The organism is Kushneria sp. AK178 (assembly GCF_053903105.1).
On record NZ_CP096381.1, the window covers coordinates 2,827,047 to 2,847,229 of the forward strand.

Consider the following 20,183-nt stretch of genomic DNA (forward strand, 5'->3'; position numbering starts at 1 on the left):
ACAGTACGGTACCCGGATATCGTGGTTGTTGCCCGGCGACGCGGTCGCCGCCATCAGTTCACTTCACATGACGCCCGCCGTCAACCGGCAATATGGCCCCTGTGACGAAAGCACTATCGAGGAGATAGCGCACGCTCTGCCAGATCACCCGCGGGCCCGGAACGGCCGGCAGCGCCGATCGACTGTTGAGATGCACCAGATAGTCATCGCCATCGTCGGCATTGAGCATGATGCCGGCCGGCGCAATGGCATTGACCTTGATGTCGGGGGCGAAGCGCCCGGCCATCGACAGGGTCAGATTCTCGAGACCGGCCTTGGTGGCCGCATAGGCCATGTGTTTTCTGGAGCCATGAGAGGCGCTGTAGTCCGTGATATGGATGATATCGCGCATCGGCTCGGGGCAGGCCGTCAGCAGCTCATGAGCGTGCAGATTGATGAGATACGGCGCCTGCATGTGGACCTGAAACATCAGGGCGAAATCCTCGCCGCACGAGGCGCCATCGTCATCCTGCTGCCAGTGCGAGGCGTTGTGGATAATGGCCCGGAGCGCGCCGGTCCGTGCCTTCAGCCGGTCAATGAACGCCAGAATGGCCGCCTCGCTGGAGAAATCGGCATACAGCGCCGTGATGCCCCGGGCGCGCAGCGCCTCGATGGCCGGCCGCTCCCGCCGATAGGTGATGATGACCGGATGGCCATCATCATGAAGCCGTTCGGCACAGTAGCGGCCCAGTCGCTGACCGCCGCCGGTGATCAGTATGGGCGCCTGACTCATGATCCGTCGCCCTGCCCCTGTCCCTGCGTTCGGGGCGCATAGCTGAAGACATCGGAAAAGAGGCGTTTGGCCATCGGCTCGATCCGGGCCAGCGTGTCCACCACGGCATAGACCATGCCGGGCGAACCGGCAATGAAGATGCTCGCCTCGTCGGCGCGCTGAACGCGATCGTGCAGGGCGTTGTCGATGCGCTCGACCACGCCGTCGAAATCCTCTTCTCCCGGCAGCTCGATGACCGGCGTAAAGCTGAAGTGGTCATGCTGGTCGGCCCAGAGGCGTGCCTGCGACTCCATGTAGAGCTCGCTGCGCGAGCGCGCCGCCCACCAGAGATGGATGGGACGTTCGGGATGCAGCGCCAGCGAAGCCTCGATGATGGACTTCATCTGGGCAAAGCCGGTACCGGCGGCGATCAACAGCAGCGGCCGCGGGTCATCGAGTTCCAGCACGGACTCGCCGCCGCCCAGCGATACCTCGATATCGGCACCGACATGAAGCATCTCGAACAGGGCCCGGGAATTCTCGCTTCCCGCCATATACTGGATGTGCAGCTCCAGAATGCCATCACCGTTGGGCGCATTGGCAATCGAAAACGGCAGATGATGGCCCTGTACCGAAAGCGTCAGATACTGCCCCGGGGCAAACAGGATCCGTTGCGGGTCGCCACGCAGAAAAAGGCGATAGACATCGGCCGATAGCGTTTCCATGGTCTCGACCCTGCAGGTCAACGTCCTGGCAGACATGGTGCTTCCTTCAATCGATAGAAATGCAGCAGTGCATTGTGTCAGTAACTCCCGAGCCCTCGATCGCTCAGGTATTGATGCCGTAGCTGTCCCAGCGCTCGTCCACCCGCGCCTTGATCTCATCGCTCATCACGATGGGCGTGCCCCACTCGCGCTGGGTCTCGCCCGGCCACTTGGTGGTCGCATCCAGCCCCATCTTGGAGCCCAGCCCGCTGACCGGCGAGGCAAAATCGAGATAGTCGATCGGCGTATTGTCCACCATGACCGTATCGCGGGAGGGGTCCATGCGCGTCGTGATGGCCCAGATCACGTCCTTCCAGTCGCGCGTATTGACGTCATCATCCACCACGATCACGAACTTGGTGTACATGAACTGGCGCAGAAAGCTCCAGACCCCCATCATCACCCGCTTGGCATGCCCCTGATACTGCTTTTTCATCGACACGACGGCCAGACGATAGGAGCACCCCTCGGGCGGCAGATAGAAGTCCACGATCTCGGGAAACTGGCGGCGCAGAATGGGCACAAAGACCTCATTGAGGGCCACGCCCAGTACGGCCGGTTCATCCGGCGGACGCCCGGTATAGGTGGAATGATAGATGGGATCGCGCCGATGGGTCATGCGCTCGACGGTAAAGACCGGGAAGGTATCGACTTCATTGTAGTAGCCGGTGTGATCACCGAAGGGACCTTCCTGCGCCATGTCGTCAGGATAGATATGACCTTCCAGCACGATTTCGGCACTGGCCGGTACGCTGAGATCAGCGTGGTGACACTTGACCAGCTCGGTTTTTGAACCGCGCAGGAGCCCGGCGAAGGCATACTCGGACAGCGTATCGGGCACCGGGGTGACCGCCCCCAGAATGGTGGCCGGATCGGCGCCCAGCGCCACTGCCACGGGGAAGGGCTCACCCGGGTGCGCCTGCTGCCAGTCACGAAAATCCAGCGCGCCGCCGCGATGGGAGAGCCAGCGCATGATCAGGCGGTTTTTCGACAGCTTCTGCTGGCGATAGATGCCCAGGTTCTGGCGCTCCTTGTGCGGCCCCTTCGTAATGACCAGCGGCCAGGTGACCAGCGGCGCGGCATCGCCCGGCCAGCAGTGCTGAATGGGAATGGCATCGAGATCGACATCGTCGCCTTCCAGCACAACCTCCTGACAGGCAGCCTTTTTGACATATCGGGGCCCCATGCTCATGACCTGCTTGAAGATGGGCACCTTCTGCCAGGCATCGCGAAACCCCTTCGGCGGCTCGGGCTCCTTCAGAAAGGAGAGCAGCTCCCCCACCTCACGCAGGGCGCCCACACTGTCCTGGCCCATGCCCAGCGCCACCCGGCGCGGTGTGCCAAACAGGTTGGCCAGCACCGGCATGCGGCTGCCGCGCACGTTCTCGAACAGCAGGGCCGGCCCTTCATCGCGCAGCACGCGATCACATATCTCGGTCATTTCCAGATGGGGGTCCACTTCCGCCGTCACGCGCTTGAGCTCCCCCATCTTCTCGAGCTCCTGGATAAACTCCCGCAGATCGCGATACTTCATGCCGGTCCTTCCCGTAATAAAGCAAAGGGGCAGCATAGCATGCTGCCCCTTTCATGCAGGCGCCCCGAGAGGCGCCTCTCAAATCCAGAAAGCGTGTTAGCGACGTTTCATGGCCTCGAAGAATTCCAGATTGGTCTTGGTATCCTTCAGCCGGTCGATCAGAAACTCGGTGGCCGCCACGTCTTCCATCGGATTGAGCAGCTTGCGCAGGATCCACATGCGCTGCATTTCATCCTCGGAGGCGATCAGGTCTTCACGACGCGTGCCGGAGCGGCGGATGTTGAGCGCCGGATAGACGCGCTTCTCGGCCAGCTTGCGGTCCAGATGCGCTTCCATGTTGCCGGTCCCCTTGAACTCCTCGAAGATGACTTCGTCCATCTTGGAGCCGGTATCCACCAGCGCCGTGGCCAGAATGGTCAGGCTGCCGCCCTCTTCGATGTTACGCGCGGCACCGAAAAAGCGCTTGGGCTTTTCAAGGGCGTGGGCATCCACACCGCCGGTCAGCACCTTGCCGGACGACGGCACCACGGTGTTGTAGGCGCGCGCCAGTCGGGTAATGGAGTCCAGCAGGATCACCACGTCCTTTTTGTGCTCGACCAGGCGCTTGGCCTTCTCGATCACCATCTCGGCAACCTGGACGTGTCGCGCCGGCGGCTCATCAAAGGTGGAAGCCACGACTTCGCCGCGCACGGTACGCGACATCTCGGTCACCTCCTCCGGACGCTCATCGATAAGCAGCACGATCAGATGACATTCGGGATTGTTGCGGGTGATCGAGTTGGCGATGTTTTGCAGCATCATCGTCTTGCCCGCCTTGGGCGGCGAGACGATCAGGCCGCGCTGGCCCTTGCCGATCGGGGAGGTCAGGTCAATGACGCGCGAGGTAATGTCCTCGGTGGCGCCGTTGCCGATCTCCATGACCAGACGCTCCTGGGGAAACAGCGGCGTCAGGTTTTCAAACAGGATCTTGTGCTTGGCGTTTTCGGGTCGATCAAAGTTAATCTGATTGACCTTCAAAAGCGCGAAATAGCGCTCGCCTTCCTTGGGCGGCCGAATCTTGCCGGCGATCGAATCGCCCTTGCGAAGATTGAAGCGGCGAATCTGCGAGGGCGAGACATAGATGTCATCGGGGCCGGCCAGATAGGAGGAGTCGGCACTGCGCAGGAATCCAAAGCCATCCTGAAGGATTTCGAGTACGCCATCGCCATAAATGTCCTCACCGCTTTTGGCGTGCTTTTTGAGGATGGCGAAAATGATGTCCTGCTTGCGCGAACGAGCCAGGTTGTCGATGCCCATTTCCTGGGCAACTTCCAATAGCTCGGGAACAGTCTTTTGCTTGAGTTCGGTTAGATTCATCGGCTTGATTCGGAAATCGCTTTAATCAGCATGGCTGTAAGAGATGCGGCCGGGACAGGGAACGGTATCCTGAATACCGCCTGAATTGTCATCAGAGCCCGCGGGGTCTCGACGCCTGATGGTTATTGAAACCCCGGCAGTGGAGATAAACCCGAAAAGCGCCTCGTTCGAAGGAAAGAAGTAATATGACGGTAAACCCCGAGTTCAGCACCGAAAGCTTCAGGATCCGTTCGTCTGCTTGAGAAATGGCGTGGCAGACTGGGAGAAAAGCGGTATGACCCTGATGGCCCGCTCGGCGGCTGGAATACAGCTGAAATCAGGCGAACGCACCGATGTTAGACAACGCTGATCACTGACGCAAGCCCTTTTGTCGCATCAAAAACCGCCTCATTGGGGCATTATCGACCAAAGCAGCATTTAAAGATGCTCATCAAGCAGTTGCTGCAACTGTTCGCGGGAAAGTGCCCCAACGCGCGTGGTCTCGAGCGTGCCGTCAATGAACAGGCACAGCGTCGGCACGCCGCGGGCGCCAAGGCGCACTGCCAGTGCCGGCGAAGCGTTGATGTCGACATGATAGACCCTGACCCGGTCGGCGTAATGCCCGGCCACCTCCTCAAGCACCGGCATCAGCGTACGACAGGGACGACACCAGTCGGCGGTCAGCACCACCAGTGCCGGCTCGTGCCGATCGGCGACCTCCTGGTCGAAACGGCTGTCGTCCAGCCCGATGATACTGTTCATGTCCCCTTCCCCCTTCGATGTGGTGTCACCACCTGCCTGTCAGATCCGCCTGCCCGCTCGAGCCATTGACATGATATCAGCCCCGCACCACTCTTTGGCGAACCGATACCTGACCGGATGGGCCTGATGCGCGAGGCCCGAAAGGGCAGCAACGCCATGGATACAGGCTCATGACGCATTCTCAGACACTACCTTCTTCCGTTCCCCTGCGCCTGGCCGCCGTGGATCTGGGGTCCAACAGCTTCCACCTTTTAATCGTCGATGCCGACAACGGCCACTTTACCGAACTTGAAAAGTGCAGCCGGAAGGTCCAGCTGGCCGCCGGACTCGATGACCAGGGCCGGCTTGACGATACCGTCATGAAGCGGGCACTCGAATGCCTGGAGGCGTTCGGCACCCTCATCGATGAACACCGGGTCGACCGGCTGCGGGTCGTGGGGACCAACGCCCTGCGCTCGGCGGCCAACAGCCTCGACTTCGTGATTCGCGCCGAGCAGTGTCTCGGTCAGCGCATCGAGACCATCTCGGGGCGTGAAGAAGCCCGACTGATCTATCAGGGCGCCTCGACCGCCTGGCAGGACGATACCGCCAACTGCCTGGTGACCGATATCGGTGGCGGTTCAACCGAGCTGATCGTCGGTGTCGGCACTCGCTCCTTGGCGCTGGAAAGCCTGGAAATGGGCTGTGTGGCCTACACGCGCCGCTTTTTCGACAGCGGCGAGATTAATGAGGCGACCATGCAGGCAGCCGAGCAGGCCGCCCTGCTGGAACTGGCCAACATCACCACGCACTACCGCCGTCTGGGCTGGCAGCGGGCCATCGGCTCCTCCGGCACCATCAAGGCTGCGGCTGCCACGATCAGAGCGATCCATCCGAGCCTCAAAAAGGGCGAGATCACGCGCGAAGGCCTGGTCGAGCTGCGTCATAAACTGATCGAGCTGGGCCATCTGGACCATGTCAGCATGGCGGGGCTCAAGAGCAACCGCGCCCGGGTCTTTCCGGCCGGCGTGGCCATCCTGAACGCCATCTTTCAGGCGCTGGATCTGACGCGGATGCAGCATACCAGCGGCGCCCTGCGTGACGGGGTACTGCTGGATCTGCTGTCACGCGATACCCGAAACGACGTGCGCTACACCACCCTGGGCGACATGCAGCGCCAGTATCAGGTCGATACCGCGCATGCCGATTACGTCGCCACCACCGCTCTGGCGCTGTTCGATCACATTGCCACCGCCCGGGCGCTGGACGACGAGGCCCGGCAGCTGCTGGAGCAGGCGGCCATGATGCATGAGATCGGCCTGGGCATTGCCCATAACCGCTACCATCAGCACGGCAGCTATCTGCTGGCCAACAGTGACATGCCGGGCTTTTCGCTGCCCGACCAGCTCACCCTGGCCTGGCTGGTACAGGCGCACCGCCGCCAGTTCCCCGAACCGCCGCCGGAACACCGGGCGACGCTGCCCTCGGATACGCTGGTCTGGCTGGCGCGTCTGTTGCGCCTGGCCGTGGTGCTCTGTCGCGCGCGCGATGTGTCCAATGACTGGCAGCCGGCGCTGCACGCCGCCGACGACAGCCTGACGCTGGGCTTCCCGCAGACGATACCCGATCTGCTGCGTCAGGACCTGGCGCTGGAGCAGCAGTGGCAGCAGCGGGCAGGGCTGGCGCTAGCGATCAACGCCCCCTGAGTCGTCATGACGCCCTGTCAGCCTCCAGCCATCGGCTGCCAGCCGCAGCGGCCCCAGCACGCCCACCGGCGTATCGCCGTGCCACACGACCATGATCCGGTCGCGCTGCCACGGCGGGATGGCATGCTCCTGCAATAGCTTTTTGAGCGGGCGCTGCTGCCCGTTCAACCGCAGCGTCTCGCCGCCGGCGCGGGGCGCCAGTCTCAGCGCCACCCCACCGCCCGCCTGCGGCCCCAGCCGATCCGCAAGCGTGCCCAGCGGCGTATCGATCGGCGTGACCCCGTCCCAGTCAAGCGCCCGGTCCGGCGCCGGTACCACGGTATCGTCCGGCGCCAGCAGAAACAGCGTTTCACGCCAGAGACGCGCCCGGCCGCCGGGCCAGTCAATCTGCACCTGACGATCGACACCGGCATCGGCGAGCTGATCCAGCAGGGTCTCCAGCCGCCCGCGCGGCGGCGGGGTCAGCGCCAGAAGCGCCAGCGCCGTATGGATGACCAGCCGCTGTCTTGGTCGGCTCAGTGCACACAGCGGTGCGCGCGGCAGGCGCTCGGGCGCATCGCCCAGCGCGGCCAGATCGATCGCCGCCAGCGCCTGCAACAGCTCATCCGCCTCGCGCAGATAGTCGGCGCTGCGCGCCATCTGCTCGACGGCGGCCGGCCAGCGCTCGGTCAGGGGCGTCATGACACGGTGGCGCAGATAGTTGCGGTCCTGCTGATCATCCTCGTTGGTGGGGTCGTCACACCAGGCAAGGGAGGTACCGGCCAGACAGGCATCGATCTCTTCGCGCGCGGCCGCCAGCAGCGGCCGTTCCAGCCAGCCCGCCCCCAGCGCCCGGCGTGCCGGCATGCCGGCCAGCCCGCGTACGCCGCTGCCCCGCGTCAGGCGATACAGCAGCGTTTCGGCCTGATCCGCGCGGTGATGCGCCATCCACAGGGTGTCACCGGGCGCCAGCAGCGCCTCGAACACGCCGTAGCGGGCCCGACGTGCCCCGGCTTCAAGGCCGTCATGCCGCCCGGGCGTAACCCGCTCGACATGCAGGGCAACATCCAGCTGCTCGCAGGCACGCTGCGCCGTCGCCGCGAAGGTATCGGCCGCCGGCTGCAGCCCGTGATGAACATGAACGGCGCGCAGGGTCAGATCGGGATAGTGTCGAATCGCCCGCGCGGCCAACAGCACAAGGCAGCTGCTGTCACGACCGCCCGACAGCGCGACCCAAAGCGTGGATGCCGGCGCGCGCGCATGCAGCGCCGCCATGGCCTGATCGATACGAGCCTCGAGCGTTGGCGTCATGGCCGGGCACTCCATGATAATCGGGTATTGCCGGCAGATGTGACCGGGTCACCATCAAAAACGGGAAGGCAGTGCCTTCCCGTCTTGCGTGACCGGCTGTCTGCCGCTGCGTGGCTCAGTCGAGCGCGCCGTAGCTCATCAGGCGCTCGTAGCGACGCTCCAGCAGCGACTGGGTATCCATGGCCTGTAGTACATCCAGCTGATGCAGCAGGGAGGTCCTGAGACGCCGTCCCATGTCGGACACGTGACGGTGCGCGCCGCCCAGCGGCTCCTCGATCAGCTCATCCACGAACCCGAGCTCCTTGAGCCGGGTGGCCGTGATGCCCATGGCCTGAGCGGCATCCGAGGCCCGATCGGAGCTCTTCCACAGTATCGAGGCGCACCCTTCCGGCGAGATGACCGAATAGGTGGAAAACTGCAGCATGGCGAGCGAATCACACACGCCGATCGCCAGGGCGCCACCGGAGCCGCCCTCGCCGATCACGGTCGAGATGATGGGCGTTTTCAGCCGCGACATGACCGCCAGATTGCGGGCGATGGCCTCGCTCTGGCCGCGCTCCTCGGCATCGATCCCCGGATAGGCCCCCGGGGTGTCGATAAAGGTCAGAATCGGCATGCGAAACCGCTCGGCCATCTCCATCAGGCGACAGGCCTTGCGATAGCCTTCCGGACGCGGCATGCCGAAGTTGCGGCGTACCTTGTCCTTGACCGTGCGACCCTTCTGATGCCCGATGACCATGACCGGGCGATCATCCAGACGCGCCACGCCGCCAACCAGGGCGGCATCATCGGCGAAGCTCCGATCGCCGTGGAGCTCGTCGAATTCGGTAAAGATTTCGTCAAGATAGTCCAGCGTATAGGGGCGCTGGGGGTGACGGGACAGCTGGGACACCTGCCACGAGGTCAGATCGCGAAAGATCTGCTCGGTCAGCTTGCGGCTCTTGTCCTCAAGCTTGGCGATCTCGTCACTGATGTTGATCTTGCTGTCGTTGCCCACCAGCCGCAGTTCTTCGATCTTGGCCTGCAGTTCGGCAATCGGCTGTTCAAAGTCGAGATAATTCGGATTCATAGGGGTCGTCACAAAGCTCTTTCATCAACGCGAGCAGCGCAGGGCGTGCACGACAGTATCGGCCTGGACCGTCGCAGCACAGGCAGGCAGCGCACGGCGTCGGTGAATCGGTGGGCCATTATCCCATTGTGGGCGTTGGGTGCAACCATGAGACGACATCCTTTGCCGGTGAGGTCGTCCCCGCATCTCGTGACTGTCATCAGCGGTAGCACAGCCGCACTTCGGGATGGCCTTCCACGCCCTCCTGAAGGCCGGTAATCAGCTCGTCACAGGGCGATACCCGCCACTGCGGATCGAATTCGAGACAGCCGCCGGCCCGGCTGTTGCGATATTGAAGCCGGATCGGCAGCCCCTGCTGATCCAGATGCGGCGTCAGTCGCTCCATGAGCGTGCGGCTGAAGCGCCCGTTGATGCGCTCGGCATCGATGCTGATTTCGAGCGCCTCGCCAAAGCGGGCGCGCGCCTCGACCATGGGCGTGACTTCCTTCGCCCGCAGCCGCAGACCGCCCGAGTAGTCATCCAGGCTGACCTCGCCTTCCAGAATCACCACCCGGTCAGCGGCCAGATGCTGGCGCACCTGGTCATAGAGCTCGCCGAACAGCGACGCCTCGATACGGCTGGTGCGATCATCCAGGGTGACAAAGGCGATGGTGTCGCCACGCTTGGATTTCATGGTGCGCATGGCCACGATCAGCCCGGCCACCCGCTGGGGCTCGCGCGCGGGCTTGAGATCGACGATGCGGGTGGAAACGAAGCGCTTGAGCTCGGCCTCGTACTCATCGATCGGATGGCCGGTCAGATAGAGCCCCAGGGTGTCCTTTTCACCGGCCAGCCGGTCCCGGTCGCTCCAGTTGCGCACGCCGCGATGGTCACTGTAGACATCGCCGCCGCCGGCCTCCTCGCCGACAAACGCCTCGCCGAACATGTCCATCATGCCGATGCTGGCATTGTTCTGACTCTGCGATGCCGCCCGCAGGGCATCCTCCAGCGCCGAGAACAGCACCGCCCGCGACGGGCCCAGATGATCCAGTGCCCCGGAACGAATCAGCGCCTCCAGGGTGCGCTTGTTCATGCGCTTGCCGTCGATGCGGCGGCAGAAGTCGAACAGATCCTGGAAGGGGCCGCCGTCATCGCGCGCCTCGACGATGGCGCCGATCGGGCCTTCGCCCACACCGCGAATCGCGCCGAGACCGTAGACCACCTCGCCCTGCTCGTTGACGCTGAAGCGGTAGCTGCCGACGTTGACATCCGGCGGCGTCACACTCAGCCCCATGCGCCGGCACTCCTCGATCAGCGGCACCACCTTGTCGAGATTGTCCATCTCGGTGGAGAGTACCGCCGCCATGAAGGGCGCCGGATAGTGCGCCTTGAGCCAGGCGGTCTGATACGACACCAGACCGTAGGCCGCCGAATGCGACTTGTTGAAGCCGTAGCCGGCGAACTTCTCCACCAGATCGAAGAGGTTGCCCGCCAGGTCGGCATCGATGCCGTTGCTGGCACAACCTTCCAGAAAGCCGGCGCGCTGCTTGGCCATCTCCTCGGGCTTTTTCTTGCCCATGGCGCGGCGCAGCATGTCCGCCTGACCCAGGCTGTAGCCGGCCAGCACCTGGGCAATCTGCATCACCTGCTCCTGATAGAGGATGATGCCGTAGGTGGGCTCCAGCACGCTCTTGAGCAGTTCGTGCTGATAGTCCGGATGCGGATAGGCAAGCTCCGCCCGTCCGTGCTTGCGGTTGATGAAGTCATCCACCATGCCGGACTGCAGCGGGCCGGGACGAAACAGCGCCACCAGGGCGATCATGTCTTCCAGCGAGTCGGGCTGCAGGCGCTTGATCAGCTCCTTCATGCCGCGCGATTCCAGCTGAAACACCGCCGTGGTCTCGGCCTTTTTGAGCATCTCGAAGGTCGGCCGGTCGTCCAGGGGGATGGTGGCAATGTCGAGCGCGCCCCGGCCTTCCCGAGCGCGCACTTCATCGACCATCTCCAGCGCCCAGTCGATGATCGTCAGCGTACGAAGCCCCAGGAAGTCGAACTTGACCAGCCCGGCCTCCTCGATGTCGTTCTTGTCGTACTGCACCATCAGACCGCTGCCGTCCTCGTCGCACAAAAGCGGCGAGAAATCGGTCAGGCTGGTCGGGGCGATGACCACCCCGCCGGCGTGCTTGCCGGTGCCGCGGGTAATGCCCTCGAGCCTGAGCGCCATCTCCCAGATCTCCCGGGCATCCTCATCGGCTTCGAGAAACTCGCGCAGGGCACTCTCCTGCTCGTGCGCCTTGCCCAGCGTCATGCCCACTTCAAAGGGAATGAGCTTGGAGAGCTTGTCGCCCAGCGAATAGGGTTTGCCCTGGGCGCGCGCGACATCGCGGACCACGGCCTTGGCGGCCATGGTGCCGAAGGTGACGATCTGCGAGACGGCGTCGCGGCCGTAACGGTCGGCCACGTAGTCGATGACCCGGTCACGCTTTTCCATGCAGAAGTCGACGTCAAAGTCGGGCATCGACACACGTTCGGGATTGAGAAAACGCTCGAACAGCAGGTCGTATTCCAGCGGGTCGAGGTCGGTGATCTCGAGGGCATAAGCCACCAGCGACCCGGCGCCGGAGCCGCGCCCAGGCCCGACGGGCACGTCGTTCTGCTTGGCCCAGCGAATGAAGTCCATCACGATCAGGAAGTAGCCGGGAAAGCCCATCTGATTGATGATGTTGAGCTCGAAATCCAGCCGCTCGCGATACGCCGGCTCGTGCTCGTCACGCGAGCGGCCCGGATAGATGGGACGCTCGCCGCCAAAAAGCAGATCCAGACGCCGGGTCAGCCCCTCATGAGAGAGCTCGCAGAAGAACTCCTCCATCGTCTGCCCCTCCGGCACCGGATATTCGGGCAGAAAGATCTCGCCCAGACGCATCTCGACGCTGCAGCGCTCGGCAATCCGGACGCTATTGTCCAGCGCCTCGGGAATATCGGAGAAAAGCTCTGCCATCTCCTCGGGCGTCTTGAAATACTGCTCTTCGCTGTAGCGGCTCTCGCGACGCGGGTCATCAAGCGCCTTGCCCTCGCCGATCGAGACGCGGGTTTCGTGCGCCCAGTACTCTTCACGCGACAAAAAGCGCACGTCGTTGGTCGCCACTACCGGTGTGCCGGTCTCCATGGCGAGCTCCACGCAGAGATGCAGGCACTCTTCGTCGTTGTCCCGCGCGGTGCGCTGCAGCTCCAGATAAAAACGGTCGGGGAAGAATCGCTGCCACTCGGCAAGCAGCTCGCGGGCCGTGTCGGCGTGGCCGTGCAGCAGATAGCGGCCGATCTCGCCTTCCCGCGCGCCGGACAGCGCAATCAATCCGTCGCTCTGCTCGAGCACCCACTCCTTGTGCAGATAGGCCCGGCCCTGCTGCTGGCCGTGCTGCCAGGCGCGTGAAATCAGCTCGGTCAGGTTGCGATAGCCGGTCTGATTCATGGCCAGCAGGGTCAGCCGATAGGGATGCGCCGTGTCCTGGGCGTTGTGCAGCCACACGTCGGTGCCCACGATCGGCTTGAGCCCGGCCCCCTGGGCCTGCTTGTAGGCCTTGACCAGCCCGAACAGGTTGGTCTCGTCGGTAATCGCCAGCGCCGGCTGGCCGATCTCGACCGCCTTCTGCGTCAGCGCCTTGAGCCGAATCAGCCCATCGGTCAGCGAATATTCACTGTGCAGTCGCAAATGTACAAAGGGGGTGGTCATGGGGCAGCTCGCTATGATCAACGAAGGACGTCGGGGAACACCGGACAGGCAACGCCATGGTACCGATGAACGCCGGGGCCGGGCCAGTGGCCCGACAAGAGACAGGCATCAGCTATCGGGCCTGGCCCGGCAGCAGCGCCCTGACGGGGCGAAAGGAGCGGCGGTGCTCGGGCAGCGGCCCGAGGCGCTCCAGCGCGTCCAGATGCGCGCGGGTCGGGTAGCCCTTGTGGGCAGCGAAGCCGTAGTCCGGGTAGCGGGCGTCAAGCGAGTGCATCTGGGCATCGCGGGCCACCTTGGCGACGATCGAGGCCGCGGCGATGGCGGCCACCCGGCCATCGCCCTTGACGATGGCCTGACCGGGCAGGGAATGCCCCGGCATCCGGTTGCCGTCGATAAGCAGGTATTCCGGCGTGATCGACAGGCCATCAATGGCACGACGCATGGCCAGATGCGTGGCGTGATGGATGTTGAGCGTATCGATTTCGCCGGGAGTCGCCTCGCCCAGCGACACGGCCAGCGCCTGCTCGCGAATCTGGCGGTCCAGCTGCTCACGACGTTTGGGCGTCATCTTCTTGGAGTCCATCAGCCCCTTGATGGGGCGGCCCGGGTCCAGTATCACGGCACAGGCGACCACGGAGCCGATCAGCGGTCCGCGACCGACCTCGTCAACGCCGGCCAGCCGCCAGCCGTCGTAGGGAATGACCAGCGGCGGATGTTCCGACGCCGGTGTGGCAATTTCGGGAATAAAGTTCATGGGTCTATAGCGCCGCTGTCTCGGTTGGGCCGGGCCATCAGCTGTGTAATGACCCGGGCGGCCCGCGCGCTGGCACCGCGCTGCAGTGTGCGGTGCATGTCGACAAAGCGCTCGGTCAGCGCACGGGCGTCACTATCGTTGTCCAGCATGGGGGCCAGTGCGGCCGCAATGGCCTCGCCCGTGGCGTCATCCTGAATCAGCTCGGGCACCAGGTGCTCCTGGGCGATCAGGTTGGGCAGCGAGATCCAGCGTGTTTTCACCATGCGCCGGGCAATCTGCCAGGTCACGGGGGCCATGCGATAGGCCACGACCATCGGGCGGTGACAGAGCATGGCCTCCAGTGCCGAGGTACCGGACGTGAGAAGCACCGCATCGGCGGCCGTCATGACCTCCCAGGCACGGCCGTCTACCACCCTGACGCCCTGCTCCGCCACGCCGTGTGTCAGCAGCTCATCGCGACGCGCGGGGGTGGCGGCGGGGATGACCACCTCGAGTTCGGGCAGGCGCTGTCTCAAAAGCCGTATCGCCTCCAGAAACACGGGCGTCATGAAGCCGATTTCACTGCTTCTGGAGCCGGGCAGTACGGCCAGCATACGCGCCTGCTCGTCGAGACCCAATGCCCGACGCGCCCCCTGTCGATCATCGGCAAGCGGCAGCTCTTCGGCCAGCGGGTGCCCCACGAACCGGACGGGCACATCGTGGCGCTCGTAGAAATCGGCCTCGAAGGGCAGAAAGGTCAGCATCATGTCGACGGCGCGACGGATCCTTTTGACCCGCCCCTGACGCCAGGCCCAGACCGAGGGGCTGACGTAGTGCGCCGTGGTCATGCCCTGTGCCCGGAGCTGCGCTTCCAGCCCCAGATTGAAGTCCGGCGCATCGATGCCGATCATGATGTCGGCCGGCCAGGCCTGCGCCTCGCGTTTCAGGTGTCGGCGCACACCCACCAGTCGCGGCAGATGCCTGAGCACCTCGACCAGCCCCATGATGGACAGGGTTTCCAGCGGATAGAGGCTGTCCAGCCCCTCCTCGATCATGCGGGGGCCGCCGATGCCGCGAAAGCGGATGTCACCATGATGACGCTTGAGCTCGCGCATCAGTGTCGCCCCCAGGATATCCCCCGAGAGCTCACCGGCTACCAGAAAAACACGCATCGTGGCCCTCTCCGGCGAGCGGCTGTCGGCATCAGCGCGTCAGGCCACGCGATGAGCTTCTCAGCGATTCGATGAAGACGTCGAGCCAGGCGCTGCGATGGGTCTGCTGATCCAGCTCTTCGAGCGCCTGCGCCAGCGTCCGCTGGCTGCGAAACACCAGCTTGTAGGCACGGCGCAGCTCGCTGACCACGTCATTGTCGAAGCCGCGGCGCTTGATGCCCTCGGCGTTGAGCCCGTGGGTGGCCGCCGGATTGCCGGTCACCATGACAAAGGCCGCAATGTCCTTGGTGATGATGGAACCACCGCCGCACATGGCGTAGGTGCCCACATGGCAGAACTGGTGAACGGCGGACAGCCCGCCCAGAATCACGTTGTCACCGATATGGACGTGGCCGCCGAGCGTGGCCTGGTTGGCCAGGATGACGTTATCTCCCAGCACGCAGTCATGGGCAACATGAGCGTAGGCCATGAACAGACCACCGTTGCCGATCCGGGTCACGCCCTGATCCTGCACGGTGCCCCGATGAACGGTGACGCCTTCACGGAAGATGTTGTTGTCGCCGATCTCGAGGCGGGTGGCCTCTCCCTGATACTTCTTGTCTTGGCAATCCTCACCGATGCTCGCAAACTGATAGACGCGATTGTTGCGTCCCATCGTGGTTGGCCCCCTGACCACCACGTGCGGTCCGATGACACTTCCGGCCCCGATGTCGACGTCGGCCCCGATCATGCTGAACGCACCGACTTCGACATCGTCAGCCAGGCGCGCAGCAGGATCGATGATGGCAGATGGATGGATCAAGAGACTTTCCTCTCGGCACAGATGATATCGGCTTCACAGACAACCTCGCCATCGACGTGCGCCCGGCAGGAAAACTTCCAGATGCCGCGACGCGCCTTGAGCATGCGTGCCTCCAGCGTCAGCTGATCGCCCGGAAATACCGGACGCTTGAGGCGAACATTGTCACTGCCGACATAGTAGTAGATGTAGCCATCGGCAGGTCGCTTGTCGACGGTCTTGAAACCGAGGATGCCGGCCGCCTGTGCCAGCGCCTCGATGATCAGAACCCCCGGCATGATGGGGTGTCCCGGGAAGTGCCCCTGAAAGAAGGGCTCGTTGTAGCTGACGTTCTTGCAGGCCGTAATGCATTCGCCCAGTTCCAGCGCGGTAACGCGATCCACGAGCAAAAACGGGTAACGATGGGGAAGGTATTCCTGGATCTCGTTGATATCCATGACCATGGGCTCACAACCTCTGACATAACGAAATGCCTGCCGAACCGGCAGGCATGTGACTGGCGGCCGCATGGCCAACCATGATGATGTTTGCTACCGCAGCAACAATGGGAAACCATTGGCGCCAGCAATCCGGGAGCGCCTATTCGCCCTTTTGATGGCGTTCAAGACGGGTGATTCTTTTGGCCAGCTGATCCAGCTGCTTGAAGCGCACGGCGTTCTTGCGCCACAGCGCATTGGGCATCGAGCCGGTACCGGAGGAGTAGATTCCGGGCTCTTCGATGGAGTTGGTCACAAGGCTCATGCCGGTGACATTGACGCCGTCACACAGCGTCAGATGGCCGGCAAGCCCCACGCCCCCGCCGAGCTGGCAGTGACGACCGACATGCGTGGATCCGGCAATGCCGACACAGCCGGCCAGAGCGCTATGATCACCGATATGCACGTTGTGCGCGATCTGGACCTGCGAGTCGATCTTGACGTTGTCACCGATGATCGTGTCATCGAGTGCGCCGCGATCAATGCTGGTGCAGCTGCCCACCTCCACGTCATCACCGATGATCACGCCGCCGAGCTGCTCGATCTTGTGCCAGCGACTGCCATCATGGGCAAAGCCGAACCCGTCGCCCCCGATGACGGCGCCGCCGTGAACGATAACGCGCGATCCGATGACGATACCGTGATAGAGCGTCACGCCCGCCTGGATGAGACAGTCCTCGCCGATCGTGCAGTAGTCTCCTACAACGCTGTTGGCACCGATCGTGACCCGGTCGCCCAGGGTCACACCAGCCCCCACCACGGCATGGGCGCCCACGGTGACGTCACTGCCCAGCCGGGCACTGCCATCGATCACGGCCGTGGGGTGAATGCCGCCGCTCTGGCTGGGCAGTATCGGGGCAAAGCAGCGCGACAGATGCGCATAGCCCAGATAGGGATTATCGATGGCCAGTGCCGGCACGGGGCACCGGGAGACCAGATCCGGATGCAGCATGACGGCGGCGGCATGCGTGCTGGCCAGATCCTTCAGATAGGCACGGTTGGCCAGAAAGGCAATGTCGGTGGTGCCGGCATCCTGCAGCGTTGCCAGCCCCTCGACACGCACGGTGCCATCGCCATGAAGAGTGGCCCCCAGACGCTGGGCAAGTTCGGCGAGTGTATAACTTTGGCTTGAATATCTTGTCATCGTGGTGGAGCGACGCGCGCCTTCAGTTGAGCGAGTTGAAGGTTTGGGTCACTTCACGGGTCAGATCCAGCGAATCCCCGGCATAGATCACGCTGTTGCGATCGACCAGCACATCCACATTGTGACGCTTGACCACCTGCTCGATGGCACGATCAAGTTTGGGACGAGCCTGTTTCAGGAAGGCCTCTTCCCGCTCGGCGCGCTGCTGTTCGAGCTGACCCCGCTGCTGCTGGAACTGACCGCCCTTCTGACGCAGCTGCTGCATGACGTTTTGCCGCTCGCTATCGGACATGACGTCGCCATCGCTTTGCAGCCGCTGCTGCAGACGCTGAACCTCTTCGCCGAGCGCCCTGACCTGCTGCTGCTGACTCCCCAGCTGGTTCTTGAGCTGGTTCATCGACTGCTGCGCCGAGCTGGTATCCAGCAGCGCCTGCTGCCAGTCCAGTACCGCCACCTCATTGGCCTGCGCAGTCGCCGCAGTTGTTCCAAGCGCTCCGGTCATTGCCAGAGCCAGCATCCACTTACGCATTACTCAACTCCTGAATTTCGCATCATTGTAACGCAATGGCCAATGATCAGAAGGTCTGACCCAGCGAGAACTGGAAGAACTGTGTATCGTCATCGTCCTTCTTGCTGATGGGACGCGCCACCGAGAAGGTCAGCGGGCCGACCGGCGTCAGCCAGGAAAGGCCCAGACCGGCGCTGTAGCGCAGATCGCCCAGATCGACACCGGAGCTGCACTCGGAAGTCCGGTTTGATTCTACCGGATAGCAATCGCTCAGGAAGGTATTACCGGCATCGATGAAAAAGGAAGTCTGCACCTGGCGATGATCGTCGATAAACGGCGTCGGGAAGATCAGCTCGGCGGAGCCTTCCATCAGGATGTTGCCGCCCAGGGTATCGTCATCGCCATCGTTGCGCTCGGTGGTCGGCTGCCCCAGCGTGTTGCTGCGATAGCCGCGTACCGAACCAAGACCGCCGGCATAAAAATTCTCGTAAAACGGCATGTTGTCGGTGCCGCCGAAGCTGTCGGCATAGCCGAGCTCGGTACGGAATTTCAGTGCCCACTCCTCGGTCTTGATCGGGAAGAGCTTCTGGCCCTGGTAGCGCAGCTTGTAGAACTGGGCATCGCCGCCGGCCGTCTCGAGAGAGGCGTTCTGATAGCTGCCGGCCGTAGGCAGCACACCGCGGTTGAGGCTGTTGCGGGACCAGCCGGCCGTCAGGCTGTAGGTATTGAAGTCCTTGCCCTCATCGTTGATGAACTGAACGATCTCCGAGGGGGAGTCGTCGTAGTCATCGACATGGAGGCTTTCAACGTTGAGACCGAAGTTCAGGCGCGACAGATCGCTGATCGGGTAGCCGAAATTCACCCCGCCGCCGAAGGCATCGGTCGAATAGGTCGAAATATCGGAGTCTTCGTAATCGGTGGACCGGTAGTAGAGGTTATAGCCGCGCGAGATGCCGTCCAGCGTCCAGTAGGGATCGGTAAAGCTGAAACGCAGGTTCTGATAATACTTGCTGGTCTGCGCGCCGATATCCACGCGATTGCCCGTGCCCAGAAAGTTGCGCTGGGAGAGCGACGCGCCATAGATCAGGCCCTCGGACTGGGCAAAACCAAGGCTTGCCGAAATACTGCCCGAGGGCTGCTCTTCGACGTTGTAGGTGACATCCAGCTGATCCGGCGTATCGGCCACCGGCTGGGTATTGACCTCGACCTGACGGAAAAAGCCCAGCCGCTCGAGGCGCGCCTGAGAGTCACTGATGGCATCGGTGGACGCCGGCGCCCCCTCAAGCTGGGTCATTTCGCGACGCAGCACTTCATCGGCGGTGGTGGTATTGCCCCGGAAGTTGATACGCCGGACATAGGCACGACGTCCCGGGTCAACGTTGAAGGTGACGTCGACCCGATCGTCATTTTCATGAATATCGGGCATGGCTTCGATACGGGCAAAGGCAAAGCCCTGTGCACCGAGCGCCTTGCGAAGCGCCTCGGAGGAGGCCGTCAGATCCGACTGGGAGAAGGTCTCGCCGCTTTTGGCCTGAACCAGACTGCGCGCCTCGTCATCGGACATTTCGATGTTGCCGGCAAAATTGATATCGCCAAAGCGATAGCGCTGGCCCTCATCGACATTGATCGTGACATAGATGGAGGACTTGTCGGGGCTGATCGAGACCTGGGTGGAGTCGATGGAAAAATTGACGTAGCCGCGATCCAGATACCAGGAGCGCAGGCGGTCCAGATCGCCCTGAAGCTGCTCGCGTGAGTACTGATCGGACGAGAACCAGCCAAGGAACCAGCCCGGCCGATCCTCGAGCTCGAACTGCTCGCGCAGGGTGTCATCATCAAAATCCTGGTTGCCCACGATATTGATCTGCTTGATGCGCGCCACGTTGCCTTCGTTGATATCGATATCAACCTGTACGCGGTTCTGGTCGCGCTGGTGCACGGAGGTCGAAATACTGGCGCTGTAGCGCCCCTGCCCCTGATAGACCCGCTCCAGCTCGCGCTGCATCTCTTCAAGCGTCGAGCGCTGCAGCACCTGCCCCTCGGACAGGCCGGCATCGCTCAGGCCCTGTCTGAGCTGATCCTCGGGAATCTGGGAGTTGCCATCGATGTTGATACTGGCAATGGAGGGGCGTTCATCGACATCGATGACCAGTACGTCACCGTCCCGACCCAGCTGCACATCATCAAAAAGGCCCGTGCGAAACAGCGCCCTGCCGGCGTTGGAGATCGAGTTGTCGTTGACCGTGTCATGGGCGGAAATGGGCAACGCGTTGAACACGGTTCCCGCAGACACTCGCTGCAACCCTTCCACGCGAATATCGGAAACCTCGAAGGATACGGCAAACGCCGCCTGGGAGGCGCCCATCAACAACACCGCCCAACCTGTAGCTCTAATCTTCATGCCGTCATTTCGCTTGTTACAGAATTCCGCCCACTCGGGGCCCGCTTTTGC

16 protein-coding genes are annotated in these 20,183 nt (G+C 62.9%); 1 reads left to right on the top strand and 15 read right to left on the bottom strand.

Going from position 1 to position 20,183, the window contains the following annotated elements:
• Positions 1-58: 58 nt before the first annotated feature.
• The 5 genes from folM to M1D97_RS12970 all read right to left on the bottom strand — a co-directional run bounded on the left by folM (position 59) and on the right by M1D97_RS12970 (position 5,146).
• Positions 59-772: a dihydromonapterin reductase gene (gene folM / locus M1D97_RS12950; RefSeq protein ID WP_456268142.1), complete on the bottom strand. Its 714-nt coding sequence runs from the start codon at positions 770-772 to the stop codon at positions 59-61.
• Complete coding sequence (locus M1D97_RS12955) at positions 769-1,512, bottom strand: FAD-binding oxidoreductase (protein WP_456268143.1); 744 nt, start codon at positions 1,510-1,512, stop codon at positions 769-771. The genes folM and M1D97_RS12955 overlap by 4 nt, the downstream gene beginning before the upstream one ends.
• Positions 1,513-1,579: 67 nt before the next feature.
• Positions 1,580-3,049, bottom strand: coding sequence for a 4-hydroxy-3-polyprenylbenzoate decarboxylase (gene ubiD / locus M1D97_RS12960; protein WP_456268144.1), 1,470 nt, complete (start codon positions 3,047-3,049; stop codon positions 1,580-1,582).
• Between the two features lie 96 nt (positions 3,050-3,145).
• On the bottom strand, positions 3,146-4,405 hold the full coding sequence (gene rho / locus M1D97_RS12965; RefSeq protein ID WP_456268145.1) for a transcription termination factor Rho: 1,260 nt from the start codon (positions 4,403-4,405) through the stop codon (positions 3,146-3,148).
• Positions 4,406-4,822: 417 nt separating this feature from the next.
• Positions 4,823-5,146 (bottom strand): thioredoxin family protein, encoded by a 324-nt coding sequence (locus M1D97_RS12970; protein WP_456268146.1) that lies wholly within the window; start codon positions 5,144-5,146, stop codon positions 4,823-4,825.
• Positions 5,147-5,316: 170 nt separating this feature from the next.
• Here M1D97_RS12970 and M1D97_RS12975 point away from each other — a divergent pair, with 170 nt between their 5' ends.
• Positions 5,317-6,831, top strand: a complete 1,515-nt coding sequence (locus M1D97_RS12975; RefSeq protein WP_456268147.1) for a Ppx/GppA phosphatase family protein — start codon at positions 5,317-5,319, stop codon at positions 6,829-6,831.
• Here the strand turns inward: M1D97_RS12975 and tilS are convergent.
• The 10 genes from tilS to bamA all read right to left on the bottom strand — a co-directional run bounded on the left by tilS (position 6,811) and on the right by bamA (position 20,132).
• Positions 6,811-8,121 carry a tRNA lysidine(34) synthetase TilS gene (tilS, locus tag M1D97_RS12980; RefSeq protein WP_456268148.1) on the bottom strand — a complete coding sequence of 437 codons (1,311 nt, stop codon included), beginning with the start codon at positions 8,119-8,121 and terminating at the stop codon, positions 6,811-6,813. The two genes, M1D97_RS12975 and tilS, sit on opposite strands and share 21 nt — an antisense overlap.
• A 115-nt stretch (positions 8,122-8,236) precedes the next feature.
• Positions 8,237-9,190 carry an acetyl-CoA carboxylase carboxyl transferase subunit alpha gene (accA, locus tag M1D97_RS12985; protein WP_456270224.1) on the bottom strand — a complete coding sequence of 318 codons (954 nt, stop codon included), beginning with the start codon at positions 9,188-9,190 and terminating at the stop codon, positions 8,237-8,239.
• A 199-nt stretch (positions 9,191-9,389) separates the two neighbouring features.
• Positions 9,390-12,899 carry a DNA polymerase III subunit alpha gene (dnaE, locus tag M1D97_RS12990; protein ID WP_456268149.1) on the bottom strand — a complete coding sequence of 1,170 codons (3,510 nt, stop codon included), beginning with the start codon at positions 12,897-12,899 and terminating at the stop codon, positions 9,390-9,392.
• A 112-nt stretch (positions 12,900-13,011) separates the two neighbouring features.
• Positions 13,012-13,653 (bottom strand): ribonuclease HII, encoded by a 642-nt coding sequence (gene rnhB / locus M1D97_RS12995; RefSeq protein ID WP_456268150.1) that lies wholly within the window; start codon positions 13,651-13,653, stop codon positions 13,012-13,014.
• The gene (gene lpxB / locus M1D97_RS13000) at positions 13,650-14,804 is read right to left on the bottom strand and encodes a lipid-A-disaccharide synthase (protein ID WP_456268151.1); all 1,155 of its coding nucleotides are present in this window, start codon (positions 14,802-14,804) and stop codon (positions 13,650-13,652) included. Before lpxB ends, rnhB begins: the two co-directional genes overlap by 4 nt.
• Before the next feature lie 31 nt (positions 14,805-14,835).
• The gene (gene lpxA, locus M1D97_RS13005) at positions 14,836-15,606 is read right to left on the bottom strand and encodes an acyl-ACP--UDP-N-acetylglucosamine O-acyltransferase (protein ID WP_456268152.1); all 771 of its coding nucleotides are present in this window, start codon (positions 15,604-15,606) and stop codon (positions 14,836-14,838) included.
• Complete coding sequence (gene fabZ, locus M1D97_RS13010) at positions 15,603-16,046, bottom strand: 3-hydroxyacyl-ACP dehydratase FabZ (RefSeq protein ID WP_456268153.1); 444 nt, start codon at positions 16,044-16,046, stop codon at positions 15,603-15,605. The genes lpxA and fabZ overlap by 4 nt, the downstream gene beginning before the upstream one ends.
• A gap of 136 nt (positions 16,047-16,182) precedes the next feature.
• Positions 16,183-17,223: a UDP-3-O-(3-hydroxymyristoyl)glucosamine N-acyltransferase gene (lpxD, locus tag M1D97_RS13015; protein WP_456268154.1), complete on the bottom strand. Its 1,041-nt coding sequence runs from the start codon at positions 17,221-17,223 to the stop codon at positions 16,183-16,185.
• A gap of 22 nt (positions 17,224-17,245) precedes the next feature.
• Positions 17,246-17,752 (bottom strand): OmpH family outer membrane protein, encoded by a 507-nt coding sequence (locus M1D97_RS13020; protein ID WP_456268155.1) that lies wholly within the window; start codon positions 17,750-17,752, stop codon positions 17,246-17,248.
• A 46-nt stretch (positions 17,753-17,798) separates the two neighbouring features.
• Positions 17,799-20,132, bottom strand: coding sequence for an outer membrane protein assembly factor BamA (gene bamA, locus M1D97_RS13025; protein WP_456268156.1), 2,334 nt, complete (start codon positions 20,130-20,132; stop codon positions 17,799-17,801).
• Between the last annotated feature and the right edge of the window lie 51 nt (positions 20,133-20,183).